23 protein-coding genes and 1 pseudogene are annotated in these 25,302 nt (G+C 65.4%); 12 read left to right on the top strand and 12 right to left on the bottom strand.

Annotated elements, in window-relative coordinates:
• Nucleotides 1-10 precede the first annotated feature (10 nt).
• The 4 genes from ACYQ2U_RS02950 to pepN form a co-directional block, all read right to left on the bottom strand.
• A complete protein-coding gene (locus ACYQ2U_RS02950; protein WP_459948837.1) occupies nucleotides 11-2,107 on the bottom strand; it encodes a c-type cytochrome in 2,097 nt (698 codons plus the stop codon).
• Nucleotides 2,108-2,201: 94 nt separating this feature from the next.
• A complete protein-coding gene (locus tag ACYQ2U_RS02945; RefSeq protein ID WP_459948836.1) occupies nucleotides 2,202-2,837 on the bottom strand; it encodes a response regulator transcription factor in 636 nt (211 codons plus the stop codon).
• On the bottom strand, nucleotides 2,834-4,639 hold the full coding sequence (locus ACYQ2U_RS02940) for a sensor histidine kinase (RefSeq protein WP_459948835.1): 1,806 nt from the start codon (nucleotides 4,637-4,639) through the stop codon (nucleotides 2,834-2,836). The genes ACYQ2U_RS02945 and ACYQ2U_RS02940 overlap by 4 nt, the downstream gene beginning before the upstream one ends.
• Before the next feature lie 70 nt (nucleotides 4,640-4,709).
• Nucleotides 4,710-7,358 (bottom strand): aminopeptidase N, encoded by a 2,649-nt coding sequence (gene pepN, locus ACYQ2U_RS02935; RefSeq protein WP_459948834.1) that lies wholly within the window; start codon nucleotides 7,356-7,358, stop codon nucleotides 4,710-4,712.
• 135 nt (nucleotides 7,359-7,493) lie between these two features.
• Between pepN and ACYQ2U_RS02930 the strand changes: the two genes are divergently transcribed.
• The 4 genes from ACYQ2U_RS02930 to ACYQ2U_RS02915 all read left to right on the top strand — a co-directional run bounded on the left by ACYQ2U_RS02930 (nucleotide 7,494) and on the right by ACYQ2U_RS02915 (nucleotide 9,291).
• Nucleotides 7,494-8,201: a hypothetical protein gene (locus tag ACYQ2U_RS02930; protein WP_459948833.1), complete on the top strand. Its 708-nt coding sequence runs from the start codon at nucleotides 7,494-7,496 to the stop codon at nucleotides 8,199-8,201.
• A 146-nt stretch (nucleotides 8,202-8,347) separates the two neighbouring features.
• Nucleotides 8,348-8,470 carry a hypothetical protein gene (locus ACYQ2U_RS02925; RefSeq protein ID WP_459948832.1) on the top strand — a complete coding sequence of 41 codons (123 nt, stop codon included), beginning with the start codon at nucleotides 8,348-8,350 and terminating at the stop codon, nucleotides 8,468-8,470.
• 189 nt (nucleotides 8,471-8,659) lie between these two features.
• Entirely contained in the window at nucleotides 8,660-8,908 is a 249-nt protein-coding gene (locus ACYQ2U_RS02920; RefSeq protein WP_459948831.1) for a type II toxin-antitoxin system Phd/YefM family antitoxin, read from the top strand.
• Complete coding sequence (locus ACYQ2U_RS02915) at nucleotides 8,905-9,291, top strand: type II toxin-antitoxin system VapC family toxin (protein ID WP_459948830.1); 387 nt, start codon at nucleotides 8,905-8,907, stop codon at nucleotides 9,289-9,291. Before ACYQ2U_RS02920 ends, ACYQ2U_RS02915 begins: the two co-directional genes overlap by 4 nt.
• A gap of 119 nt (nucleotides 9,292-9,410) precedes the next feature.
• Here the strand turns inward: ACYQ2U_RS02915 and ACYQ2U_RS02910 are convergent, their stop codons facing one another.
• Nucleotides 9,411-10,550, bottom strand: coding sequence for a GNAT family N-acetyltransferase (locus ACYQ2U_RS02910; protein WP_459948829.1), 1,140 nt, complete (start codon nucleotides 10,548-10,550; stop codon nucleotides 9,411-9,413).
• 60 nt (nucleotides 10,551-10,610) lie between these two features.
• Between ACYQ2U_RS02910 and ACYQ2U_RS02905 the strand changes: the two genes are divergently transcribed.
• Genes ACYQ2U_RS02905 through ACYQ2U_RS02890 form a run of 4 tightly spaced genes read left to right on the top strand, consistent with a single transcriptional unit; the run spans nucleotide 10,611 to nucleotide 13,814 of the window.
• Entirely contained in the window at nucleotides 10,611-11,600 is a 990-nt protein-coding gene (locus tag ACYQ2U_RS02905) for an AI-2E family transporter (RefSeq protein WP_459948828.1), read from the top strand.
• On the top strand, nucleotides 11,597-11,986 hold the full coding sequence (locus tag ACYQ2U_RS02900) for a YchJ family protein (RefSeq protein ID WP_459948827.1): 390 nt from the start codon (nucleotides 11,597-11,599) through the stop codon (nucleotides 11,984-11,986). The genes ACYQ2U_RS02905 and ACYQ2U_RS02900 overlap by 4 nt, the downstream gene beginning before the upstream one ends.
• A gap of 8 nt (nucleotides 11,987-11,994) precedes the next feature.
• Complete coding sequence (locus ACYQ2U_RS02895) at nucleotides 11,995-12,723, top strand: pseudouridine synthase (protein ID WP_459948826.1); 729 nt, start codon at nucleotides 11,995-11,997, stop codon at nucleotides 12,721-12,723.
• A gap of 38 nt (nucleotides 12,724-12,761) precedes the next feature.
• Nucleotides 12,762-13,814, top strand: coding sequence for an NAD(P)H-dependent flavin oxidoreductase (locus tag ACYQ2U_RS02890; RefSeq protein ID WP_459948825.1), 1,053 nt, complete (start codon nucleotides 12,762-12,764; stop codon nucleotides 13,812-13,814).
• Between the two features lie 171 nt (nucleotides 13,815-13,985).
• Here ACYQ2U_RS02890 and ACYQ2U_RS02885 read toward each other — a convergent pair whose 3' ends face one another.
• The 6 genes and pseudogenes from ACYQ2U_RS02885 to ACYQ2U_RS02860 form a co-directional block, all read right to left on the bottom strand.
• Complete coding sequence (locus ACYQ2U_RS02885) at nucleotides 13,986-14,966, bottom strand: NAD(P)H-quinone oxidoreductase (RefSeq protein WP_459948824.1); 981 nt, start codon at nucleotides 14,964-14,966, stop codon at nucleotides 13,986-13,988.
• A gap of 10 nt (nucleotides 14,967-14,976) precedes the next feature.
• Nucleotides 14,977-15,417, bottom strand: a complete 441-nt coding sequence (locus ACYQ2U_RS02880) for a DUF192 domain-containing protein (RefSeq protein ID WP_459948823.1) — start codon at nucleotides 15,415-15,417, stop codon at nucleotides 14,977-14,979.
• A 110-nt stretch (nucleotides 15,418-15,527) separates the two neighbouring features.
• Nucleotides 15,528-15,725: a hypothetical protein gene (locus ACYQ2U_RS02875; protein WP_459948822.1), complete on the bottom strand. Its 198-nt coding sequence runs from the start codon at nucleotides 15,723-15,725 to the stop codon at nucleotides 15,528-15,530.
• A gap of 134 nt (nucleotides 15,726-15,859) precedes the next feature.
• Nucleotides 15,860-16,393: pseudogene (locus ACYQ2U_RS02870) on the bottom strand (pseudouridine synthase); the annotation flags it as partial.
• A 186-nt stretch (nucleotides 16,394-16,579) separates the two neighbouring features.
• Complete coding sequence (gene rpsT / locus ACYQ2U_RS02865) at nucleotides 16,580-16,840, bottom strand: 30S ribosomal protein S20 (RefSeq protein ID WP_459948821.1); 261 nt, start codon at nucleotides 16,838-16,840, stop codon at nucleotides 16,580-16,582.
• 168 nt (nucleotides 16,841-17,008) lie between these two features.
• Nucleotides 17,009-19,249, bottom strand: a complete 2,241-nt coding sequence (locus ACYQ2U_RS02860; protein ID WP_459948820.1) for an NADP-dependent isocitrate dehydrogenase — start codon at nucleotides 19,247-19,249, stop codon at nucleotides 17,009-17,011.
• Nucleotides 19,250-19,406: 157 nt separating this feature from the next.
• Here ACYQ2U_RS02860 and murJ point away from each other — a divergent pair, with 157 nt between their 5' ends.
• Together murJ and cysK are read left to right on the top strand one after the other, a co-directional pair.
• Nucleotides 19,407-20,948, top strand: coding sequence for a murein biosynthesis integral membrane protein MurJ (gene murJ / locus ACYQ2U_RS02855; protein ID WP_459948819.1), 1,542 nt, complete (start codon nucleotides 19,407-19,409; stop codon nucleotides 20,946-20,948).
• Between the two features lie 115 nt (nucleotides 20,949-21,063).
• Nucleotides 21,064-21,999, top strand: coding sequence for a cysteine synthase A (gene cysK, locus ACYQ2U_RS02850; RefSeq protein WP_459948818.1), 936 nt, complete (start codon nucleotides 21,064-21,066; stop codon nucleotides 21,997-21,999).
• A 101-nt stretch (nucleotides 22,000-22,100) separates the two neighbouring features.
• Here the strand turns inward: cysK and ACYQ2U_RS02845 are convergent, their stop codons facing one another.
• The gene (locus tag ACYQ2U_RS02845; RefSeq protein WP_459948817.1) at nucleotides 22,101-22,304 is read right to left on the bottom strand and encodes a cold-shock protein; all 204 of its coding nucleotides are present in this window, start codon (nucleotides 22,302-22,304) and stop codon (nucleotides 22,101-22,103) included.
• A gap of 344 nt (nucleotides 22,305-22,648) precedes the next feature.
• Between ACYQ2U_RS02845 and clpS the strand changes: the two genes are divergently transcribed.
• Nucleotides 22,649-22,972, top strand: a complete 324-nt coding sequence (gene clpS, locus ACYQ2U_RS02840; protein WP_459948816.1) for an ATP-dependent Clp protease adapter ClpS — start codon at nucleotides 22,649-22,651, stop codon at nucleotides 22,970-22,972.
• The gene (gene clpA, locus ACYQ2U_RS02835) at nucleotides 22,973-25,243 is read left to right on the top strand and encodes an ATP-dependent Clp protease ATP-binding subunit ClpA (protein ID WP_459948815.1); all 2,271 of its coding nucleotides are present in this window, start codon (nucleotides 22,973-22,975) and stop codon (nucleotides 25,241-25,243) included.
• The last annotated feature ends 59 nt before the right edge of the window (nucleotides 25,244-25,302 follow it).

Here is a 25,302-nt window from a genome sequence, read left to right as displayed (position 1 = left end):
TGGCAAATACTCAGTAACGAGCATCCACCGGCTTTTTATCCTTGGGCCAGTCCTTCACCTTTTCCGGGAAGTCCGGGCGGGGTTGGTGGGAGAAGTATTCGGCCACGTCCACCACCTCCTGGTCCGTCAGGTCGTTGCCCTGGCCCAGGGGGAACTTGTTGTGGAAGCCGATGGGCATGTTGCGCTTGACGAAGGCGGCGGCGGTGTAGGTACGCGCCATGCCGGCACCGATGTTGTAGGACTCGTCGCCCCACAGCGGCGGATAGACGTAGCGACCGTCGCTGCGCTTGAGGCCCTCGCCATCCTGGCCATGGCAGACGGCACATTGCGCGGCATAGACTTTCTTGCCGTTGTCCGCGTTGGGCACGATGGACGGATCCACCTTGCCCACGCCCCGACCTGCGACCTTGTCACCGGGCTTGGTTTCCCGCTTCATCCAGTCGAAGTAGGCGACCATGGCCTTCATGTCGGCGGAGTCCACCGGCAGGGGCTTGCCGTTCATCGAGCGCTTGAAGCAGCCGTTGATGCGGTCTTCCAGGGTGATGATGCGACCGGCGCGGGGAGCGTAGCTGGGGAAAAAGGCCGAGACGCCGACGAAGGGCGAACCGTCCGCCACGGTGCCGGCGTTCAGGTGGCAGCTGGTGCAGTTGAGAGCGTTGCCGACCTTCTCCGGCAGCAGGGCCTTGGTTTCCACGTGGAGGCGCATGCCCCGCACCAACTGGTCGGCGTTGGGCTTGGCCAACATGTCGGCCAGGCGCGGCGTGTCGAAGGGGCTGGAATCGGTCTTGGGATCGAGCTCGGCCCGCATCTTTTTCACCTCGGACGCACTCACGGCGGAAGCGCCGCCGCCCCAACTGGCGCGAACGAAAGTGAGGATATCGGCGATCTCCTGGTTATTGAGTCGGGCGAAGCCGGGCATGGTGAACACCCGGGGATGGGCGGCGGTGGAGGCCGTCTTGCCGCCGGTGAGGACGATGTGCAGCAGGGTGGCGGGATCGCCGGAGGTCACCGTCGGGTTCTGCGCCATGGGCGGGAAAATCTTGTCCACGCCACCGCCATCGCTACGGTGACAGTCGCTACAGAATTGCAGGTAGCCCAGGCCGCCGCGACTGTTGTAGAGCTTGGCCGGCACCGCGGCCACCACCGTCTTGGGCGTGGCGGGCACCGCCAACTCGCGCTCGCCGGGAGGCAGGGACTTGAGGTAGGTGGCGATGGCGACCAGATCCTCGTCCTTCACGTGCTGGGTGCTGTGATGGATCACCTCGGCCATGTTGCCGGAGGCGGTGGCGAAACGGTTCTGCCCGGTCTTGAGGAACAGGGCGGTGTCCTCCACCGTCCACAAGCCGCGCAGGCTCAGGGCGCGCCAGGACTCGACGGTTTCCCCGGCCAGGTAGTACTTGCCCTTGTCGCCGCCGTCACCCATGGCTTTTTCCTGGAAGCCGATGCCGCGCGGGGTATGACAGGAACCACAGTGGCCCAGACCCTGCACCAGGTAGGCGCCACGGTTCCAGACCGCGTCCTTGCCCGGCTCGGGCTTGAAGGGCGTCGCGTCGAGGAAGGCCCAGTTCCACAGGGACATGCCCCAACGCATGCTGAAGGGCCAGTGCATCTCGGACGGCTTGTTGGCCTGCTTGACCGGCGCCAGGCCCTGCATCAGGTAGGCGTAGAGAGCCTGCATGTCCTCTGCCGTCATCTTGGCGTAGGAGGGATAGGGCATGGCCGGATAGAGATTGTGGCCGTCGGCGGCGATGCCCTTGCGCATGGCCCGGTCGAACTTCTCGAAGGAGTAGGTGCCGATCCCGGTATCCCGGTCTGGCGTGATGTTGGTCGAATAGAGCTTGCCGAAGGGGGTGGCGAGTTCCCGTCCGCCGGCCATGGGGGCGCCCTTCTCCGTGGTGTGGCAGGCGACGCAATCCCCCAGATGAGCCAGGTAGCGGCCCCTGGCAACGATGTCGTCGTCCGCCGCAAAGGCCCGGCCCTGGGCCAGGACCACCAGGGCCAATATCAGGAAGGCGGCCGCCATCACGTCCCACAGATGGTCACCAAAAGGATGCGGCAAGGCCTGGGCCCGGGGGGCTGTCGACCGCTGATCCATGCGGGTGTTCATGTCCATTCTCCTTCTCGCTAGTTTGCAGCGAGTGTACGGAGACCGGCCGTAGCCGGCTATTCGGACATCGGACTAAGGCAATAACCGATATCGGTTAGTCGAGGCTGGCGGGGTCGGCGCGCAGGATGAGCCGGGCCAGTTCGGCCACGCTGCCGGTGTCGGTCTTGCTCATCACGTGCTGGCGATGCACGTGCACCGTGTTGTCGCTGATACTGAGCTGGCGCGCGATCTCCTTGTTGGCCAGGCCCTGGGCCAACAACCGGGCCACTTCCCATTCCCGGGCGGAAAGCCGGTCCAGGGTGGCCTTGGCCTCGCGCTGGCGCAGATCGGCGGCATGGCGCGCCAGGCTCAACTGCACGGCGCTTTCCACCGCGTCGAGGAATTGCTGGTCCTTGAAGGGTTTTTGCAGGAAATCCACCGCGCCGTTTTTCATGGCCTGCACGGCCAGTTCCACGTCGCCGTGGCCGGTCATGAAAATCACCGGGAACAGGGAGCTCGCCCCCTGGAGGCGACGCTGAAGTTCCAGGCCGCTGATGCGCGGCATGCGGATGTCCAGCACCAGGCAGCCGCCCCCGGCGGACAGACCCGGCGCTGCCTGGAGAAAGGCTTCTGCCGAGTCATAGCCGACGGCCTGCCAGCCCGCCGATTCGAGCAGGAAGACCAGGGAGCGGCGGAAGGGAGCTTCGTCGTCCACCACGTGGACGACGGGGGCACTGTCGGGATGGTTCATGCGGCATTCTCCACGGTGGGCGAGGTATCGTCGGCATGGTCCTCGGCCAGGGGCAGGCTGAAACGGAACAGCAGGCCGGGCTTGGCGTCCTCGGCCTGCAATTCGCCGCCGTGGGCCTCGACGATGGTCTTGCAGATGGACAAGCCCAGGCCCAGGCCGTCCGGCTTGGTGGTGAAAAAGGCCTCGAAGATATGGGCTTGCAACTCGGGGGTCAGGCCTGGCCCGTGGTCGCGTACCGTCACCAGACAGCGGTCCCCTTCCCGGGCCAGGGCCACCTCGATCGGCGCGGTCACATCGACGCCTTGCTGGGCATCCCAGGCATTCTTGAACAGATTGAGCAGCACCTGCTGGACTTGCAGCGGGTCCACCAGCACCCGTCGTTCCGTCGCCGACAAGGCATGGCGCAGTTGGATGACGGGGGCCTGGGGCAACACCCCGCCCAACAGGGTGGCGGCCTCGCGCACCAGGGCCGCGATGTCGTGGACTTCCCGCACCCGGCTGCGCTTCCTGGCGAAGGCGCGGATACTGGCGAGGATGCCCGCCGCCCGATCCGATTCGGCGGCGATCTCCTCCGCCGCCTGGCGCAGGGCCTGGGGCGACAGGTTGCCACTGTCCTGACGGCGCAACAGACTGCGGGCGTAGTTGCCCATGGCGGCCAGGGGTTGATTCAACTCGTGGGCCAGGGTGCCGGACAGTTCCCCCAGGATGGACAGGCGCGATAGGTGGTCCATCTGCTGTTGGCCGGCCTGGATGCGGGCCTCGAGCTGGTGGCGCTCGTCGAGCAACTGACTCAGCTCCCGGGTGCGGCGCTGGACCAGGTGTTCGACGCGGAAGGTGTAGCCGCCCCAGAACAGCAGGGCGATGAGCAGCACCGCCAGGCCGGGCCAATAACGCTGGAACAGGGCGTCCCAACCCGTCTCCCGGAGGAAGGCGTAGGGCCCGACCTTGAGGCTTTTCAGCAGTTCATGGACGGGATGGTAGTCGGCCGGCACGGTCCAGGTCTGGCCGGTCTCGTCCGGCGGCACGGACAACAAAGCGAGCATCACCTCCCGCGACAGGGGCGGCGGCGTGCCCTCGGCAGCGGCGAAGGCCCAACCCGGATAAAGCGGCGTGGTGACGCGGCAGGCGAAGGTTCCCGGTCGCGGCGAGATGACCCGCAACTGGCCGGGACGCAGGGTGCCGTTGCGCTCCAGGCGCTCGAGCAGGCAGGCCCGCAATACGCCAGCGTCGGCGCTGCCCTTGAGCACGGCATCCACCACCCGGGTCATGGGAAAGTCGGTGAACAGGGGCGTGGGATTGCCTTGTTCGGGGTCGAGGCCGAAGCGGCGCAACTCGGCCCAGGCCAGTTGGTAACCGCCGAAGGCCGCCGGCGCCACCGCCGCCAGGGTCTTGCCGTTCAGGTCGGCCAGGGTCTGGATGTCCTGACGGGTGTCGAGCACCACCACCGCCGAGCCGACGATGTGGTCGGGATCGGTCAGTCGGTTGGACACCTGCGTTGCAAGGCGGGTCACGCCGCTTTCGGCTTCAAGGGTGACGTAATGGCCGGGGTTGGTGACGACGAAATCCAGCTCGTCGGCCCGGAGCGCCTGGGTCATGCCGGCCAGGTCGTAATGGCGCAGTTCCACCCGCTTGCCCGGCAGGCGCCGCTCCAGTTGGCGCGCCAGGGAGGACCAGCGGATTTCCGATTCCTCCATGTCCTGCCAGGCCAGCACGCCGATGCGCACCGGCGCGGCGGCGTGGGCAGCCAGGCCGAGCAGAATGCCAACGAGGAAGAGAAGGACGGCGCGCCGGGACCAGGACATGGGGGCGATTCTAACAATGCCCCCGCCATGGCAGCCCCGCTCGGGTGCGGGCGGGGCACGGCGCAACGGCTCAGGCCAGGGCGCGGTCCACGATTTCGAACACGTCCCGCGACAAGCCCGCCTGGGCCCGCAGCCCCTCCAGGGCGGCGCGGGCCTGGGCCTGGCGGTCGGCGTCGAACTTGCGCCAGCGGTCGAAACAGCGGGCGACCCGGGCCGCCACCTGGGGATTGACTCCGTCCAGCAGGCCGATCTGCTCCGCCAGGAAGCGATAGCCGGCACCGTCGGCGCCATGGAAGCGGACGTGGTTGGCGCCGAAGCTGCGCAGCAGGGCATGCACCTTGTTCGGGTTGCGCAGGTCGAACACCGGATGGTGGGTCAGGGCGCGCACCTCCGCCAGGGTTTCCCGCCGCCGGCTGGTGGCCTGCACCGACAGCCACTTGTCCATGACCAGGGCCTCGCCGCGCCAGCGCGCGAGGAAGGCATCGAGGGCCTGACGCCGTTCCGGGCCGTCGCTTTGGGCCAGCACCGCCAGGGCGGCGAACTGGTCGGTCATGTTGTCGGCGTCGCGGAACTGGGCCAAGGCCAGGGCGCGCCCGGCATCGCCGTCATCCTCGCCAAGGTAGCCGAGGCAGACGTTGCGCAGGGCGCGCCGGGCGGCTTCGCGGTTGCTGGGCTGGTAGGCCTCGCGCGGCGCCAGGGCGCGGTAGGCCTCGGCCAGGACGGCGCCGAGCCCATCGGCCACGGCCCGGCGCAAGGCGTTGCGGGCGTCGTGGAGGGCATCCGGGTCCACCAGGCTCATCTGTTCGGCCAGGGTGGCCTCGCCGGGCAGGGACAACACCTCGGCGGCGAAGGCCGCGTCGCCGCCGGCCAGGGCCTGGGCCAGCACCTTGCCCAGGGCGTGGACGAAGGCCGTCGTGTCCATCCGGGCGCCGCCGGCGGCGGCCAGGATCAGATTGCCCGCCAGGCGTTGGCCGGCCTCCCAGCGATTGAAGTTATCGCTGTCGTGGGCCAGTAGGTGCAGCAGGTCGTCGTCGCCATAGGGGAAGTCCAGCACCACCGGCGCCGAGAAGCCCCGTAGCAGGGAAGGCACCGGCGCGGCCGGCACGTCCTCGAACACGTAGCGGCGCTCGGCCTTGTCCAGGGCCAGCACCCGCTGGGTCGGCCCGCCGTGCTCGCCGGCCAGGTGCAGGGGCAGGTCGGCGCCGTCGGGCCCCACCAGGCCCAGCACCACGGGCAGCAGATAGGGCCGCTTTTCGTCCTGGCCCGGCGTGGGCGGGCAGGACTGGGCCAGGGTCAGGGTGTAGCGCCGCGCCGCTGCGTCGTACTCGCCCCGGGCACTGACCCGGGGCGTACCCGCCTGTTCGTACCAGACCATGAAGGGCGTCAGATCCAGGCCCGAGGCGTCGGCCATGGCGGCGACGAAATCGTCGCAGGTCACGGCCTGGCCGTCGTGGCGGGCAAAGTACAAATCCATGCCCTTGCGGAAGTTGGTCTTGCCGATCAGGGTCTCGATCATGCGCACCACCTCGGCGCCCTTCTGGTAGACCGTGGCGGTGTAGAAGTTGTTGATCTCCATGTAGGCGGCGGGCCGCACCGGATGGGCCATGGGGCCGGCATCCTCGGGGAACTGCCCGGCGCGCAAGGCGCGCACGTCGCGGATGCGGCTCACCGCCCGGCTATGCACGTCGGCGCCGAAGCCCTGGTCGCGGAACACGGTGAGCCCTTCCTTGAGGGACAGTTGGAACCAGTCGCGGCAGGTGACCCGGTTGCCGGTCCAGTTGTGGAAATACTCGTGAGCCACCACCCGGTCGATGTTCTCGTAGTCCACATCGGTGGCGATGTCGGGCCGGGCCAGCACGTACTTGGTGTTGAAGATGTTGAGGCCCTTGTTCTCCATGGCCCCCATGTTGAAGTCGCCCACCGCCACGATCATGTAGTGGTCCAGGTCGCACTCCAGGCCGTAGACGTCCTCGTCCCACTTCATGGATTTCTTCAGCGCCGTCATGGCGTGGCCGCATTGGTCCAGCTTGCCCGGCTCCACGTAGATCGCCAGTTGCACGGCCCGGCCCGAGGTCGTGACGTAGGTGTCGCGCAGCACGTCCAACTTGGCCGCCACCAGGGCGAACAGGTAGCTGGGCTTGGGGAAGGGGTCCTCCCAGGTGGCCCAATGACGTTCGGGGTGGCCCCCGTCACCGTCGCCCGCCTCGTCGCCCAGGGCGATCAGATTGCCGTTGCCCAGCAACACCGGCAGCGCGGCCTTGTCGGCGTGCAGGGTCACCATGTAGCGGGCCATCACGTCGGGCCGGTCGGGAAACCAGGTGATGCGGCGGAAGCCCTGGGCCTCACACTGGGTGAAATAGCCGTCGGCGGAGCGGTAGAGCCCCGACAATTGGGTGTTGCCGTCGGGGCGGATGCGCACCAGGGCTTCGAACACGCAGCGGTCCGGCAGGTCGGGCACGGTCAGGCGGTCCGCCGTCAGCCGGTAGCAGTCCGGCGTCAGACGCTTGCCGTTCACCGCCAGGGCCAGGGTTTCCAGCTCGTCGCCGTCCAGCACCAGGGGCGAGCCGGCGGGGGCGGCGGGGTTGCGGCGCAAGGTCAGGCGCGAGGTGATGCGCGCCTCGCCGGGGCGGAAATCCACGTCCAGATGCACGGTATCCACCCAGAAGGCCGGCGGCGTGTAGTCCTTGAGATGGATGGTTTGCGGCGTATCGGTTTTCATGGCGGCTCCGATAAATGATCAAACCGACATGATAGGAGAAGCCCTTGCCCCGCCGAAATGGAATTTTTCTGTCTCAGCTTTTTCACAAAGGTCGGGCAGAATCAGTCGATTTTCGCCCCCATCCCCGTCCGCCCCATGTTTCATCGTTTTTCCGCCCTCGGCCTGGTGGCCGGTATTTGCGCACTGGCCCTGCCACACGCCCAGGCTGCCCGGCCCATGCAAACCGACGACGCCCGCATTGTGGACGACAAGGCTTGCCAACTGGAAAGCTGGGTACGGCGCAATCAGGACAGCAGCGAATACTGGGCCATGCCTGCCTGCGCCTTTGGCAATTTTGAATTGACCGTGGGTGGCGCCGAATTACGGCAACAGGGTGGCGACATCCACCGTGACCTGCTTCTCCAGGGCAAGACCCTGCTCAAACCGCTGACGTCCGATGGCTGGGGGCTTGGCTTCACCCTCGGCAATCAGCGCAAGGGCAGCGATATCGGCGGCAGCTCCCTGGCCGGCGATCTCTACCTCAACCTGCCGGCCACCTTTGCCTACCGCAACGACCAGCTTTTGTTTCATGCCAACCTGGGATGGCTGCGGGAAAAAGCAAGCCGCCATCAACACACCACCTGGGGCCTGTCGGCAGAAACGGCGGTAACGCAAAGCACGTGGCTCATCGCCGAGACATTCGCCAACGATGGTGGCAAGCCGTTTGTTCAACTAGGCATGCGCCAGTGGATCGTTCAAGACCGTGTCCAACTGGATGCCACCTGGGGTGACCGCATCCACGGCACGGGGGAACGCTGGATTTCCATCGGCCTGCGTCTGCTATCCCCGCCGTTCTTGCCTTAAACGACCAGCGCGACACCCTCTCAGCGGATCGGGTCGCTCCACAAAACACACAAAACCGGGGAATTTCAGCCTTCCCTCGTTTTCCCCATTAACTCCTGTGCTGATCGGACGTTATCCCTTTTGCCCCCAGCAGAAGGAGAGCCATCATGCCCAGCTTCAAGCCCCAACTCAGCGCCGTGATCACCATCCTCGTCATCGCCCTGGCCGCCGCCATCGCCCTGCCGTCCCTGGCGGGTACGCCAGAAAAAGGCTTGATCGAACAGCGGTAAGCCCCCCCAAAAAAAACATCATTAAATCTTGACCCCGGCACCTGGCCAGACTAGACTTAGCTAACCACTAATATAGCAGTCTGGTCAATCACTTACCGCCCGGGGTGGACTTGTCGGATCTCGACAGCCGCCTACGGGAAGGGTTACCGGGAAGCGCGTTCAAGACTGCCCCAACACATGGAGAGTGCCATGCAAGCGATCAATATGCTGCAAGCCAAGACCTCGCTATCGCGTCTGGTCGAGGCCATTGAACAAGGCCAAGAGCGTGAAATCGTGATCGCCCGGAATGGGCGCCCTGCCGCCAAGCTGGTGCCGATAGACGCCGCTCCCGCCGGCCAGCGAATTGGCGTTGCCAAGGGGTTGTTCGTGGTACCGGACACCATCGACGCGCATAATGAAGAAGTGTCCCGGTTATTCACAGGCGAGGGAGCGGCTTGAACCTCCTGCTCGACACCCATGTCGCGTTGTGGGCCATCACCGATAGCCCCAAGCTGCCATCCAAGGCGCGCGAATTGATCGCCTCGCCGAGAACCACCGTTTGGATCAGCACCGCAAGCATTTGGGAAATCGCCATCAAACACTCGCTTGGCCGTGGCGACATGCCGATTTCAGCGCAGGACGCACTGCGCTACTTTTCCGAATCAGGATATCGACAACTTCCCATCGAAGCAGAACATGCCGTCGCCGTTGCGGACCTGCCCATGCACCATCACGATCCGTTCGATCGCATCCTCGTGGCTCAGGCACTCATAGAGCCGATGCGACTGATGACCCACGACGCCCTAGTGGCGCTCTACAGCGACACCATCATCCAGATTTGAGCCGCAGACATTTCCTCGGGCCAGTGCCTCTTGTGTTTGCTTAGTTCTTTCCATCGCGAAAACGCATAAGAAAAAACTGATCAAGGAAATGCAAATCTAGTTTCTGCCATTCGAGTCACCTAAGCAGGGCGACGGAACGGCAGATGCGTGGCCGCCTCATTGCGGTACTCCTCCGCCGCGCCATCCACTTGCGCCAAATGGCGGGCCAGGAGGGCGCGCATTTCCGGGTCGGCGATCCAGTGGGCGGTGACCACCCTGGTCGGCTCGAAACCGCGGGCGATCTTGTGCTCGCCGCCGGCGCCGGGCTCGAAGCGGGTCAGGCCCTGCCCGATGCAGTATTCGATGCCCTGGTAGTAGCACAGCTCGAAATGCAGGCCGGGCACGTCCTCCGCCGCGCCCCAATAGCGGCCGTAGAGGGTGTCGTTGCTGCGGAAGCAAATGGCGACGGCAACGGCGCGGCCGTCGCGGTTGGCGACGAAGAGCTGCATCGCTTCCCCCATGGTCTCCCCCATCGCGGCGAAGCACTCGGCGGAAATGGCCGGATGATTGCCGTAGCGCAGGAAGGTGTCGGCATAGAGCTGGTGCAGCCGGTGCCAGAGCAGGTCGGGGACTTCGTGGCCGGCCAGGCGCTGCAATTGCACCCCGGCCTCCCGCGCCTTGCGCCGGTCGGCCTTGACCTTGCGCCGCTTGTCGGCGGCGAAGCTGGCGAGGAAGTCGTCGAAGTCGGCATAGCCCCGGTTGAACCACTGGAACTGCACCTGGGGCTGGATCAGCAGACCCGCCTGGGCCAGCTGGTCGGCGTCCTCATCGCGGGGAAAGGCCACGTGCCAACTGGAGGCGCCCCAGTCCGCCGTGGCCGCCAGCGCGGCGCGGATCAGCTGCGGCTTCAATGCCGACGGCGCGAGCAGGCGCGGGCCGCTGACGGGGGTGTAGGGCAGGCCGGTGACCAGCTTGGGGTAGTAGGCATGGCCCAGTCTTTCCCAGGCACCGGGCCAGGACCAGTCGCGCAGGAAATCGCCGAAGGAATGCTGGCGCAGGTAAAGGGGCATCCAGCCGACAGCCTCGCCGCGGGCGTCCCGCAGCAGCAGGTGGCGCGGCTGCCAGGCCATGGCCGGCCCGGCGGCGCCGTGGTCCTCGAGCACGTCAAGGAAACCCGGCGCCAGGAAGGGGTCGGCCACCGCCCGCAAGGGAGGCGGAACGGCGCTGATCCGGTCGAGGAATTCGACGCGGCAGTCGTCAAGGTCGACAACGGCATCCATGGCGCGAGTGTGCCCCATAATTCGGGTCTTGCCATCGTCGGCGCGCCGCGCCCGTGTTCCATGACCGCCTCTCCGATTCAAACCGCCTCCTGGGTCCTGGCTGGACTGGCCCTGTTGCTGGTGCTCCAGCTCCACTTGCTGCCGGCCCTGCTGGCGGGACTGCTGGTGTTCGAGCTGGTGCGCATCCTGGCGGGCCGCCTATCCGGCGGCAAGGCCCGGCTGGCGGCGGTGGCGATCATCGCCGTGCTGGTGGTGGCCACCATCAGCCTGGTGGCGGTGGCCCTGGTGGCCTATTTCCGCTCCGATGCCGGCAGCCTGCCGGCCCTGATGCAGCAGATGGCAGAGATCATCGACCACTCCCGCGCCACCCTGCCCGACTGGCTGGCCGCCCTGCTGCCCGCCGACGCGGACGCCATCCACAACGCCTCGGTGCGCTGGCTGCGGGACCACGCCAACGAGTTGCAGGGATTGGGCCAGGAGGCGGGACGGGGATTCGCCCACGGACTGATCGGCATGATCATCGGCGCCATGGTGGCCCTGCACGAGGCCATCGACCCCACCCTACGCCGCCCCCTGGCCCAGGCCCTGCAAGAGCGCGCCCTGCGCCTGGCGGAAGCCTTCCGCCGCATCGTCTTCGCCCAGGTCCGCATCGCCGCCCTCAACGCGATCTTTACCGCGATCTACCTGGCCCTGGTGCTGCCCCTGTGCGGCGTGCATCTGCCCTTCACCGGCAGCATGATCCTGTTCACCTTCATCGCCGGCCTGTTGCCGGTGGTGGGCAACCTGCTCTCCAACACGGTGATCGTGGTGGTGAGCCTGACCCATTCCCCCGCCATCGCCCTGGGCTCCCTGTTGTTCCTGGTGTTGATCCACAAGCTCGAATATTTCCTCAACGCCCGCATCGTCGGCGGCCGCATCCATGCCAAGGCCTGGGAACTGCTGCTCGCCATGATCGTGATGGAGGCCGCCTTCGGCCTGCCCGGCGTGGTCGCGGCGCCGGTGTACTACTCCTACCTGAAGGACGAACTCAAGGCCCGGGGGCTGATATGAAGGCCAGACCGACGCGCGCCGAGGTCTGCCCCTGCGGCAGCGGCCAGCCCTATGCCGACTGCTGCGGCCCCTGCCACCAGGGCACGCCGGCCGCCACGGCGGAAGCCCTGATGCGCTCGCGCTACAGCGCCTATGTGCTGGGCCTGGCGGACTATCTGCTCGCCACCTGGCACCCGGACACCCGCCCGCCCCACCTGGACCTGGAGGAAACGCCCAAGCCCCAGTGGCTGGGACTGGAAATCCGTCATGCCGGGGACGACCAGGTGGAATTCGTCGCCCGCTACAAGGTGAATGGTCGGGCCCACAAGCTCCACGAGTTGAGCCAGTTCCGCCAAGTAGACGGGCGCTGGCACTACCTTTCCGGCACCTTCCCCGACGCTGCCTGAGGCCGCCCGTGCTGCCCATCCTCTACCGGGACGAGCACCTGCTGGCGGTACACAAGCCGGCGGGGTTGCTGGTCCATCGCAGCAACCTGGCCCGGCAGGAGGAGCGATTCGCCGTGCAATTGCTGCGAGACCAGATCGGCCAGCGGGTGTATCCGGCCCATCGCCTGGACCGGGGCACCTCGGGCATTCTGGTGTTCGCCCTGACGCCTGAAGTGGCGCGGAACCTGGGCCTCGCCTTCATGGACAAGGACGTGCAAAAACGCTATCTGGCCCTGGTGCGCGGCCATCCCCCCGAAGCCGGAGAGATCGACCATCCCCTGGCCCGTATCCGCGACGCCTACGAAACCGCCCTCGGCGAGGAGACAGACGCGCCCGCCCAGCCCGCCCTCACCCGCTATCGTCGCCTCGCCACCTGGGAATTGCCCCACGCCGTGGACCGCTACCCCACCAGCCGCTATGCGCTGCTGGCGCTGGAGCCGGTCACCGGGCGCCGCCATCAATTGCGCCGCCACCTGAAGCACATCAGCCATCCCATCGTCGGCGACGCCACCTACGGCAAGGGCCGGCACAACCGACTGTTCCAGCGCCTATTCGACAGTCATCGCCTGCTGCTCCACTGCGAGGCCATGGATTTCCGCCATCCCGTGACCCAGGCCTCCCTGGCCCTGCGGGCGCCCCTGGCCGAAGATTTCGCCCGGGTGGTGGCCGCCCTGGATAATGGCGGCCACGCGTCGTAGCGCCAAAACCGATAACACCGACAGCCCAAGGAGTCCCCATGTCCCTCACCGCCCTGCTCGGCATCGACCTGCCCATCCTCCAGGCCCCCATGGCCGGCGCCCAGGGCAGCGCCATGGCGATTGCCGTATCCAATGCCGGCGGCCTGGGCGCCCTGCCCGCCGCCATGCTCGACGCGGCGACCCTGGCCAAGGAGTTGACGGCCATCCGCGCCGGAACGACGCGGCCCTACAACGTGAACTTCTTCTGCCACCAGCCTCCGCCCGCCAATCAGGCGGCGGACGCGGCCTGGGCCAAGCTGCTGACGCCCTACTATGCCGAGCTGGGGCTGGACCCCGCCAGCATCGCCCCCGGTCCGGGGCGGGCGCCCTTCAGCCCAGCCCTGGCCGACGTGCTCGACGATTTCCGCCCGCCGCTGGTGAGCTTCCATTTCGGCCTACCGGTGCCTGAACTCCTGGCGCGGGTGCGGGGTTGGGGCAGCAAGGTCATCGCCTCCGCCACCACCGTGGCCGAAGCCCGCTGGCTGGCGGAACGGGGCGTGGACGCGGTGATCGCCCAGGGCGCCGAGGCGGGCGGCCATCGCGGCTGCTTCCTCGACCCGGACCCGCTCCATGCGGTCGCCGAGCAGTTGGGCACCTTCGCCCTGTTGCCCCAGGTGGTGGCCGCCGTGGATGTGCCGGTGATCGCCGCCGGTGGCATCGCCGACGCCCAGGGCGTGCGAGCCGCCCTGGCCCTGGGGGCCGCCGCCGTGCAGGTGGGCACGGCCTACCTGCTGTGTCCCGAGGCCACCATCAGTCCCCTGCACCGGACGGCCCTGCGCAGCGCCGATGCCGAGCGGACGGCCCTCACCAACCTGTTCTCGGGCCGGCCGGCGCGGGGCATCGTCAATCGCCTGATGGCGGAGCTCGGCCCCCTCAATGCCCAGGCACCGGCCTTCCCCCTCGCCACCGCCGCCATCGCGCCGCTACGGGCGGCGGCGGAAGCCCTGGGGCGCACGGACTTCACCCCGCTCTGGTCGGGGCAGCACGTGGGCAATCGGGAGGGCTTGTCGGCGGCGGAATTGACCCGGCGCCTGGCGGGCCGGGACGACTGATCAACGGCACCGGTGTCATTCCCGCCCGGCGCCTGGTTCGGGTCAGGCGTTGCCGGGGCGGGAGCCCAGCGACGAATACTGCGTCGGTTGCCCGCAAAAGACGCGGGGCCCCGCCTCGGCGGGGGCGACGGGCCTGGAAAGACAAAGCGATGCCGCGGCATCGCCCCAGGCTTATTTCACCTGGAGCAGGATCTTGCCGATGTGCCGGCTCGACTCCATGAGTTCATGGGCCTTGTCGGCCTCGGCCAGGGGGAACACGGCGTGGATGCGGCTCTTCACCTGGCCGGCGGCCACGGCGGGCCAGACCTGGGCCAGCAGGGCATCGCGGATCGCGGTTTTCTCGGCCACGCTGCGGGGACGCAGGGTGGAGCCGGTGACGGTGAGGCGCTTGAGCATGACCGGCATCAAATCGCATTCGCCCTTGCTGCCCTGGAGGAAGGCGATGATGGAAAGACGGCCGTCCTTGCGCAGCACGCTCAGGTTTTTTTGCAGGTAGGGCGCGCCCACCATGTCCAGCACCACATCCACCCCCTGGTCGGCGGTGAGGCGGCGCACCTCGTCCTTGAAGTCGGCCTGGCGGTAGTTGATGACGTAATCGGCGCCGATGGCCCGGCAGGCGGCAGCCTTCTCGTCGCTGCCGACGGTGGTGAACACCTCGCAGCCGGTGAGCTTGCCGAGCTGGATGGCGGCCAGGCCAATGCCGCCGGAACCACCGTGCACCAGCAGGCGTTCGCCGGCCTGGAGGCGGCACATGTCGCGCAGGTTGGACCAGACGGTGAACCAGTTTTCTGGCAGGCCGGCAGCCTCGGCCAGGGTGAGCCCGGTGGGCACCGGCAGGGCATGGCCAGCGGGAACGACGCAGTATTCGGCGTAGCCGCCGCCGGGTGCCAGGGCGGTGACCAAGTCACCCACCGTCCATTGGTCGACACCCTCGCCCAACGCGGCGATCCGACCCGCCACTTCCAGGCCGAGCACGGGGGAGGCACCGGGCGGCGGCGGATATTTGCCTTCCCGTTGGATCACGTCGGGCCGGTTGACCCCGGCGTAGTGCACTTCGATCAGGATTTCGCCAGGGGCGGGCACGGGTGCCGCCCCTTCGACGAGACGCATGCAGCCGGGCTCGCCGCCCTGGCCGTGGTCGATGTAACGCATGGGAATGTCCTTACTGGGGCGCGGGCACGCGCTCGATGCCGGCCAGGGGCGTGCCGGCGGCGAAGCCCTTGCGCTTGAACCAGCCCAGGTTCATTTCGAGGGCGAAACGGGCGGGCTTGGCGGCGCAATGATTGTTTTCGGTCTTGGGCTGCATGTCCTCGACGTTGATGATCTGACCCCTGTCGTCGAGAAAGGCGACGGAAAGGGGGATCAGGGTGTTGCGCATCCACATGCAGTGGCGCTGGGCATCGGGGAAAACGAACAACATGCCGTGGTTGTCGGCCATGGCTTGGCGGAACATCAGGCCCTGCATGCGGGTTTCCAGGGTGTAGGCCACTTCCGCGTCAATGCGGTGGATGCCCATCGAAAAGTCCATGGGCAGGAACTGCTGGGCATGGCTCAGGGCGGCGGCGCAAGCAAGAGCAGCCGCGATGAACGTTTTCTTCAACATGGGGTGACTCCGAAGGGGAAGATGGCATTTTCCCACTGAGACCGGGCCCTGGCGCGGGCGGAAATGAAAAAGGGCTGGAAAACCAGCCCCTTGTCTTGCGTTGCGACGGCTTACTTGACTTCGGCGGGCGCGGCGGCGGCCTTCTTGGCCTTTTTCTTGGCCTTCTTCACCTTGTGCTTGGCCGGGGCGGGAGCGGCCGCCGCGGGGGCAGCAGCAGGCGCGGGATCGGTAACCTTGGGCGCATCGGCGGCGATGGCGGTGGTGGCGGCAAACAGGCCAGCGATCAGGACGGACATCAACTTGGACATGGTGAATCCTTTCAAGATGGGGTTTTCAGTTTGGCACCGGTGAAAAGCCGCCGCGTGTCCTTACCCCTAACGTTGCGCGACCGGGAAAGTTGACCCGGGGCGGCCTTTTCCCGCGCCGGGGGTGACGCCACTTCAATTTCGCGCCACTGCCCAGGCGCCAGACCCGCCAAGGTCCAGTCGCCCACGGCCCAGCGGATCAGGCGCAGGGTGGGATGGCCCACCTTGGCGGTCATGCGCCGTACCTGGCGGTTCTTGCCTTCCTTGAGGGTCAGTTCCAGCCAGGCGGTGGGAATGGCGGCGCGGTAGCGGATGGGCGGGTTGCGCGGCCAAAGCCCGGCGGGTTCGTCGATCAGGCGCGCCCGGGCGGGGCGGGTGACGAAATCGCCCAGGTCCAGGGGGGCCTGGAGCCGTTGCAGGGCGTCGGCGTCGGGCAGGCCCTCGACCTGGGCCCAGTACACCTTGGCCAGCTTGTGGCGGGGATCGGCAATCCAGGCCTGGAGGGCGCCGTCGTCGGTGAGGATCACCAGGCCTTCGCTGTCGGTATCGAGCCGGCCGCAGGGATAGACCCCGGGTACGGGCACGAAGTCCTTCAGGGTCGGCCGCCCCTCGCTGTCGGTGAACTGGGTCAGAACGCCATAGGGCTTGTTGAGCAGGATGACGCGGGCCATGGGGTCAAGACAAGGGAACGGGACGGAAGTCCGCCCGGCTTGGGGTCAGCGGCGGAACCGGACTGGCCAGCAGAGAGGACCGCCCCCTGGCCGGAGACAAAACAAAAACCCCGTCCTTCCAAAGAAAGGCGGGGTTTTGCATGACCGACTGCTGTCTGGCCGGCAGCATTGCCGGCCGCCTGAAAATTACAGGCCCTTGATCGCAGCGGACAGGCGGCTCTTGTAGCGGGCCGCGGTGTTCTTGTGCACGATCTTCTTGTCGGCGATGGAGTCGATGACGCTTTGGGACTCCTTGAAAATCGCCTGGGCGGCGGTCTTGTCGCCAGCTTCAATCGCCTTGCGCACCTTCTTGATGGCGGTACGCAGGGTGGAGCGTTGGCTCATGTTGTGGGCACGCTGCTTGACGGCCTGACGGGCGCGCTTGCGGGCTTGGGCGGTATTGGCCATATCTGTTAGTCCGTATTACAGGAGTCGGGAAAAGCGCGCGAGTATAGGGCTTTTCTTTTCCGCTGGCAAGACCTGGACGCTGATCCCCTGAAAACAAAGGGGCCCGGCCGGCCAAGTCTGGCCGCCGGGCCCCGGGCATGACGCGAGGTCATGCCGCAAACCACCGTTTTAGGCCGCTGCGATGCTCTTCAGGGCGGCGTTGAAGGTGGCGCTGGGACGCATGATGGCAAAGGCCTTTTCCTCGTCCAGCTTGTAGTAGCCGCCGATATCCACCGGCTTACCCTGCACCGTCTTGAACTCGGCCACGATCTGGGCCTCGCTCTCGGTCAGGGTCTTGGCCAGGGGGGCGAAGTGCTTGGCCAACTCCTTGTCCTCGCTCTGGGCGGCCAGTTCCTGGGCCCAATACAGGGCCAGATAGAACTGGGAACCCCGGTTGTCCAGTTCACCGGTCTTGGGCGAGGGGGACTTGTTGTTGTCCAGCAGCTTGCCGGTGGCGGCGTCCAGGGTCTTGGCCAGGAGCTTGGCGCGGGGGTTGTTTTCCTTGATGCCGAGCTCTTCCAGGGACACGGCGAGGGCCAGGAACTCGCCCAGGGAATCCCAGCGCAGGTGGTTTTCCTGGGTCAGTTGCTGCACGTGCTTGGGCGCGGAGCCGCCGGCACCGGTTTCATACATGCCGCCGCCGTTCATCAGGGGCACGATGGACAGCATCTTGGCGGAAGTGCCCAGTTCCATGATGGGGAACAGGTCGGTCAGGTAGTCGCGCAGGATGTTGCCGGTGACGGAAATGGTGTCCAGACCGCGATAGACCCGCTCCAGGGTGTAGCGCATGGCGCGGACCTGGGACATGTGCTGAATGTCGAGGCCGGTGGTGTCGTGGTCCTTCAGGTACTTTTCCACCTTCTTGATCAGCTCGGCCTCGTGGGGACGGTAGGGGTCCAGCCAGAAGATGGCGGGCATGCCGGAATTGCGGGCGCGGGTCACGGCCAGCTTGACCCAGTCGCGGATGGGGGCATCCTTCACCTGGCACATACGCCAGATGTCGCCCTTTTCCACGTTCTGGGTCAGCAGCACTTCACCGGTGTTGATGTCCACGATGTTGGCGATGCCGTCTTCGGCGATTTCGAAGGTCTTGTCGTGGGAACCGTATTCCTCGGCCTGCTGGGCCATCAGACCCACGTTGGGCACGGTGCCCATGGTGCGGGGGTCGAAGTTGCCGTGCCACTTGCAGAAGTTGATCATCTCCTGATAGATGCGGGCGAAGGTCGACTCGGGCATGACGCACTTGCTGTCGTACTGCTTGCCGTCGGCGCCCCACATCTTGCCGCCGGCACGGATCATGGCCGGCATAGAGGCATCGACGATGATGTCGTTGGGAGAGTGGAAGTTGGTGATGCCCTTGGCGGAGTCCACCATGGCCAGGCGGGGACGGTGTTCCTGACAGGCGTGCAGGTCGCGGATGATTTCGTCGCGCTTAGACTCGGGCAGGGTCTTGATCTTCTCGTAGAGGGTGGCCATGCCGTTGTTGACGTTGATGCCCAGTTCGTCAAACAGCTTGCCGTGCTTCTCGAAGGCTTCCTTGTAGTAGATCTTGACGCAGTGGCCGAAGACGATGGGGTGGGACACCTTCATCATCGTTGCCTTGACGTGCAGGGAGAAGAGGATGCCGGCTTCGCGGCAGTCTTCCAGTTCCTTCTCGTAGAACTCGCACAGGGCCTTCTTGCTCATGAACATGGAGTCGATGATTTCCCCTTCCTGGAGGGAAACCTTGGGCTTGAGCACGGTGCTCTTGCCGCCCTTGGCGATCAATTCCATGCGCACGTCGCGCGCCTTGTCCAGGGTCATGGACTTTTCGCCGTGGTAGAAGTCGCCGTGGTCCATGTGGGAAACATGGGTCTGGGACCACTGCTTCCATTCGCCCATGGAGTGGGGGTGCTTCTTGGCGTAGTTTTTGACGGCAGCGGGAGCGCGGCGATCGGAGTTGCCTTCCCGCAGCACGGGGTTCACGGCGGAGCCGAGGCAGCGACCGTAACGTTGGCGGATGGCCTTTTCCTCGTCGGTCTTGGGGTCCTCGGGATAGCTGGGAACGGCGTAGCCCTTGTCTTGCAGTTCCTTGATGGCGGCCATCAGCTGGGCCACGGAGGCGCTGATGTTGGGCAGCTTGATGATGTTGGCGTCGGCTTGCAACGTCAGGCGACCAAGGGCGGCCAGGTTGTCGGGCACCTTTTGCTCTTCGGTCAGAAATTCGGGAAATTCCGCCAGAACCCGGGCGGCCACGGAAATGTCACTGGTTTCGACTTCGACGCCGGCCGGTGCGGTGAACGCCCGGATGATCGGCAAGAAGGAACAGGTCGCCAACAGGGGCGCTTCATCCGTGAGTGTGTAAACGATCTTCGAGTTGCCTGCTGCCATGCTTCCCCCTGGGGTAGTTATGAGTTAAGCGGACCGGACGCTTGCCGGCGATCTTCCGCCGATTGTGCCGGCAGAAGACCGGAAGTATCCCTCGGCCCATGCCCCGCAGTCAATCTAAGAGCCTATTTGCCGCGGACATGGCCTAACATTGCGCGCCATGAATTTGCTCAAGACCCTCGCCACCGTCAGCGGCATGACGCTGCTGTCCCGCATCCTCGGTTTCGCCCGGGACTTCATCATCGCCCGGGTGTTCGGCGCGGGCATGGCCACCGACGCCTTTTTCGTCGCCTTCCGTCTGCCCAACCTGCTGCGCCGGCTATTCGCCGAGGGTGCCTTTTCCCAGGCCTTCGTCCCAATCCTGGCGGAGTACCGCAACCGCCAGGGCGAAGCGGAGACCAAGCGCCTAGTGGATCACGTCACCACGGCCCTGTTCCTGGCGGTGCTAGTCATCACGGCGGTGGGCATGATCGCCACGCCGCTCATCATTTATTTGTCGGCACCGGGCTTTTCCGCCGATCCTGAAAAATTCGAACTGACGGTGACCCTGACGCGGATCACCTTCCCCTACATCCTCTGCATGTCCCTCGTGGCATTGGCCGCGGGCATCCTCAATACCTGGAGCCGCTTCGCCCTGCCGGCCTTTACGCCGGTATTGCTCAACCTGGCGATGATCGCCGGCGCCTGGCTGCTGGCGCCCTACTGCCAGCCGCCGGTATTGGCCCTGGCCTGGGCCGTGTTCCTCGGCGGCCTGCTGCAACTGGCGATCCAGGTCCCGGCCCTGGCCAAGATCGGCATGCTGCCCCGCTTCAGTTTCAGCCTCCAGGACGAAGGGGTGCGCCGCATCCTCAAGTTGATGGCCCCGGCCGTGGTGGGCGTGTCGGTCTCGCAAATTTCCCTGCTGATCAACACCATCTTCGCCTCCTTCCTGGAAAGCGGCAGCGTCTCCTGGCTCTACTACGCCGACCGCCTGATGGAATTCCCCGCCGGCCTGCTGGGCGCCGCCCTGGGTACCATCCTGCTGCCCAGCCTGTCCAAGACCCACGCGGCGGGACAGCGGGAGGAGTTCTCCGCCCTGCTCGACTGGGGCCTGCGCCTCACGCTGCTACTGACCCTGCCCGCCGCCCTGGCCCTGGCCCTGCTGGCCGTGCCCCTACTCTCGGCCCTGTTCCAGCACGGTGCCTTCACCGCCCACGACGTGCTGCGCACCCGGGAAGCGCTGGTGGCCTACGCCCTGGGGCTGGCCGGCCTGATCCTGGTGAAAATCCTGGCACCGGCCTTCTATGCCCGCCAGGACATCCGCACCCCGGTCAAGATCGCCCTGCTGACCCTGACCCTGACCCAATTGATGAACCTGGTCTTCGTCTTCGCGCTGCACCTCGGCCATGCCGGCCTGGCCCTGGCCACCGGCCTGGCGTCCTGTCTCAACGCCGCCCTGCTGTTCCGCGGCCTGCGGCAGCGCCAGGTGTATCAGCCCGGCGCCGGCTGGCCGACATTCCTCGCCAAGCTGGCCCTGGCCATGGCGATCATGGGCCTGGTGCTGGCCTGGGGCATGGGCGAAGAAGCCGCATGGCTGCATTGGTCCAGCCTGACCCGCCTGAGCCACCTGGCCGCGTTGGTGGCCGGCGGCGCGGGCGCCTACCTGGGCAGTCTGTGGCTGCTGGGCTTCCGCCTCAAGGACTTCACGCGGCGAGCGGTTTGACCGCCCGCGGCCCTTAGCAGATATTGTTATCTGCTTATGGGAAAGCCGTCTTTGTGGACGCAGAAGACTCCATTACATTGACGAGGTCATTCATCCCAACCGGAGATCCCCATCCATGAAAATCGCCAACGACGTCACCGAGTTGATCGGCAACACCCCCTTGGTCCGCCTCAACCGTCTCAGCGCCGGCCTGTCCGCCCAGGTGGTCTGTAAACTGGAATATTTCAACCCCGGCCACAGCGTCAAGGACCGTATCGCCGCCGCCATGATCGAGGCCGCCGAAAAGGCCGGCAAAATCAACCCGACCACCACCACCCTGGTCGAGCCCACCAGCGGCAACACCGGCATCGGCCTCGCCATGGTGGCCGCCGCCAAGGGCTACAAGCTGATCCTGACCATGCCCGAGTCCATGAGCAAGGAACGCCGCCTGCTGCTCAAGGCCTACGGCGCCGAACTGGTACTGACCCCCGGCCCCGACGGCATGGGCGGCGCCATCGCCAAGGCCAAGGAGATCGCCGCTTCCGGTCCCAATTACTTCATCCCCCAGCAATTCGAGAACCCCGCCAACCCCGAAGTCCATCGCAAGACCACGGCCGAGGAAATTTGGCGCGATACCGATGGCCAGGTGGATTACGTGATCTCCGGTGTGGGCACCGGTGGCACCATCACCGGCGTGGGTGAAGTGCTCAAGGCCAAGAAACCCGGCGTCAAGATCGTCGCGGTGGAGCCCGACGCCAGCCCGGTACTGTCCGGTGGCGCCAAGGGGCCCCACCTGATCCAAGGCATCGGCGCCGGCTTCGTCCCCGCCATCCTCAACACCCAGGTCTATGACGAAGTACAACGGGTAAGCAACGACGACGCCCTGGAAACGGCGCGCCGCGCCGCGACCGAGGAAGGCCTGCTGGTGGGCATCTCCTCCGGCGCCGCCCTGTGGGCCGCGCTACAGGTCGCCAAGCGCCCCGAAGCGGCGGGCAAGTTGATCGTGGTGGTGATCCCGTCCTATGGCGAGCGCTATTTGTCCACCAAGCTCTACGAGCATTTGGCGGTCTAGGCTGCGGCATGGCACAGCCGCCTGCGGGCGGCCAGAAAAGACAAAGCCCGCCAATCGGCGGGCTTTGTCTTTGAAGATCGGCGTCGCGCCGATGCTCCGCTTTAGGCCTTCTGAATATTGGAAGCCTGCTTGCCCTTGGGACCTTGAGTCACGTCGAAGGAAACCTTTTCGCCTTCCTTCAGTGTCTTGAACCCGGACATGTTGATGGCGGAGAAGTGAGCGAACAAGTCCTCGCTGCCGTCATCGGGGGTGATGAAACCAAAACCCTTGGAATCGTTGAACCACTTAACGGTACCAGTTGCCATATAACTAACCCTCTTCCTTATCTAAGTCGAAACGATCCGGCCAGACTCGAAAAACATCTTGCCCGTACCGGGACATGCCAGGACAAGTTCACGACTAGGGAAGGGGCCATGCGGGTATTCAGAAGGCTGAAACTGCGGGGCGATCGTCACTGCGTGGAACTCTTGAACCTGACACGTTTCGCCTTTTACTGACGTTTAATCCAAGCGTCAAGCACTTTTTTTGCTGCAGAACAACACTCCATCGGCCCAAGGTTATATTCCTTAACAAAACACCTCCGGAATCTGCCTTTAATCCGCAGCAAGGGCCTTGAAAAGCGCCCGATGATTCGCATTAGAATGAAACCATGCCAGATCGCAAGGAAAACAGTCACCGGGAAGACAGTGTCGTTCTCGAGCCCCGCAAGAGCCGCGTCAAACCGCCGCCGCTATACCGGGTCCTGCTCCTCAACGACGATTTCACACCGATGGACTTTGTGATCGTGGTGCTGGAAAAGTTCTTTGCCATGAACCGGGAACAGGCAACGGTTGTCATGCTCAAAGTACATAGAGAAGGTAAGGGTGTCTGCGGCGTCTACCCCAAGGACGTGGCAGCCACAAAAGTGGAACAGGTTAGTGCTTTTGCACGCCAACACCAGCACCCGCTGGCTTGCGTGATGGAGGAAAGCTAAATGATCGCCCAGGAACTCGAAGTCAGCCTCCACATGGCCTTTGTCGAAGCCCGGCAGAAACGCCACGAATACATTACCGTCGAACATCTGCTCTTGGCCCTGCTCGACAACCCCTCTGCTGCCGAGGTGCTGCGCGCCTGCGCCGCCAACGTGGATGAGTTGCGCAAGGAGCTTACCGCCTTCATCGACGAGCACACGCCGATCGTGCCGGGCAAGGACGACATCGACACCCAGCCCACCCTCGGCTTCCAGCGCGTGATCCAGCGCGCCATTCTCCATGTCCAATCCTCCGGCAAGAAGGAGGTCACCGGCGCCAACGTGCTGGTGGCCATCTTCGGCGAAAAGGATTCCCATGCGGTGTATTTCCTGCAAAAGCAGAACGTCTCCCGCCTGGACGTGGTGAACTACATTTCCCACGGCATCGCCAAACAGGAGCAACCGGCCAGCAAGCCGGAGGAGCCGGTGGAATCCGAAGCGGAAAGCAGCGAAAAGAAATCCGCCCTGGACAGCTACACCCAGAACCTGAACGAACAAGCCCTGTCCGGCAAGATCGACCCCTTGATCGGCCGCGAGAAGGAAGTGGAACGGGTGATCCAGACCCTGTGCCGCCGCCGCAAGAACAACCCCCTGCTGGTGGGCGAGGCTGGCGTCGGCAAGACCGCCATCGCCGAGGGTCTGGCGTGGCGTATCGTCGAGGGCCGGGTGCCGGAAATCCTGGCAGACGCGGTGGTCTACTCCCTGGATATGGGCTCCCTGTTGGCGGGCACCAAGTACCGGGGTGACTTCGAGCAACGGCTCAAGGCGGTGCTCAAGCAGTTGCTGGACAACCCCAAGGCCATCCTCTTCATCGACGAAATCCACACCCTGATCGGCGCCGGCGCGGCTTCGGGGGGGACGTTGGACGCCTCCAACCTGCTCAAGCCGGCCCTATCCTCGGGCAGCCTCAAGTGCATCGGCGCCACGACCTTCACCGAGTACCGCGGCATTTTCGAGAAGGATCACGCCCTCTCCCGCCGCTTCCAGAAGGTGGATGTGAACGAGCCCTCGGTGGACGAGACCGTGGCCATCCTGCGCGGCCTCAAGTCGCGCTTCGAGGAACACCACAGCATCAAGTACTCGGCCGCCGCCATCACCACCGCGGCCGAGCTGGCAGCCAAGTACATCACCGACCGCCACCTACCGGACAAAGCCATCGACGTGATCGACGAGGCCGGTGCCGCCCAACGCATCCTGCCCAAGTCCAAGCAGAAGAAGCTGGTGGGCAAGCAGGAGATCGAGGAAGTGGTGGCCAAACTGGCCCGCATCCCGCCGCAACACGTGTCGGCCGACGACCGCTCTTCCCTCAAGAACCTGGACCGGGACCTGAAGAACATGGTGTTCGGCCAGGATGCCGCCATCGCCGCCCTGGCCAAGGCCATCAAGATGTCCCGCTCCGGACTGGGCAACCCGCAAAAACCCATCGGCAGCTTCCTTTTCTCCGGCCCCACCGGCGTCGGCAAGACCGAGGTGGCACGTCAATTGGCTTACTGCATGGGCATCGAGCTGATCCGCTTCGACATGTCCGAATACATGGAGCGCCATGCGGTGTCCCGCCTGATCGGCGCGCCTCCCGGCTACGTCGGCTTCGATCAGGGCGGTCTGCTCACCGAGGCGGTGACCAAGAAGCCCCATGCGGTGCTGCTGTTGGATGAAATCGAAAAGGCCCACCCGGACGTCTACAACATCCTGCTCCAGGTGATGGATCACGGCACCCTGACCGACAACAACGGTCGCAAGGCCGACTTCCGCAACGTGGTGATCATCATGACCACCAACGCCGGCGCCGAGGCCCTGCAAAAAACCACCATCGGCTTCACCAGCAGCAAGCAGGCAGGGGACGAAATGGCTGACATCAAGCGCATGTTCACTCCCGAGTTCCGCAACCGGCTGGATGCCATCATCTCCTTCAAGCCCCTGGATACCGAAATCATCCTGCGGGTGGTGGACAAGTTCCTCATGCAACTGGAGGGTCAGCTCCACGAGAAGAAGGTGGAAGTCATCTTCACCGACGCCCTGCGCGCCTGGCTGGCGGAAAAGGGCTTCGACCCCTTGATGGGCGCCCGGCCCATGTCGCGCCTGATCCAGGACACCATCCGCTCCGCCCTGGCCGACGAACTCCTGTTCGGTCGCCTCGCCCATGGCGGCAAGGTGATCGTGGACTTCGATCCCGATCGCCCCGCCGACCAACAGGTGAAACTGGTGTTCGACGAAGCGGTTGCCGCGCCGGTGTAAACACCACGAAGAAAGGGCTTTATTCTTTCTTAAGGGGTGACAGTTTGATGTCAGCATAA

This window comes from Denitratisoma sp. agr-D3 (assembly GCF_054658675.1).
The sequence above is the reverse complement of the archived record's forward strand: the minus strand, read 5'-3'. Positions and strand labels throughout refer to the sequence as shown.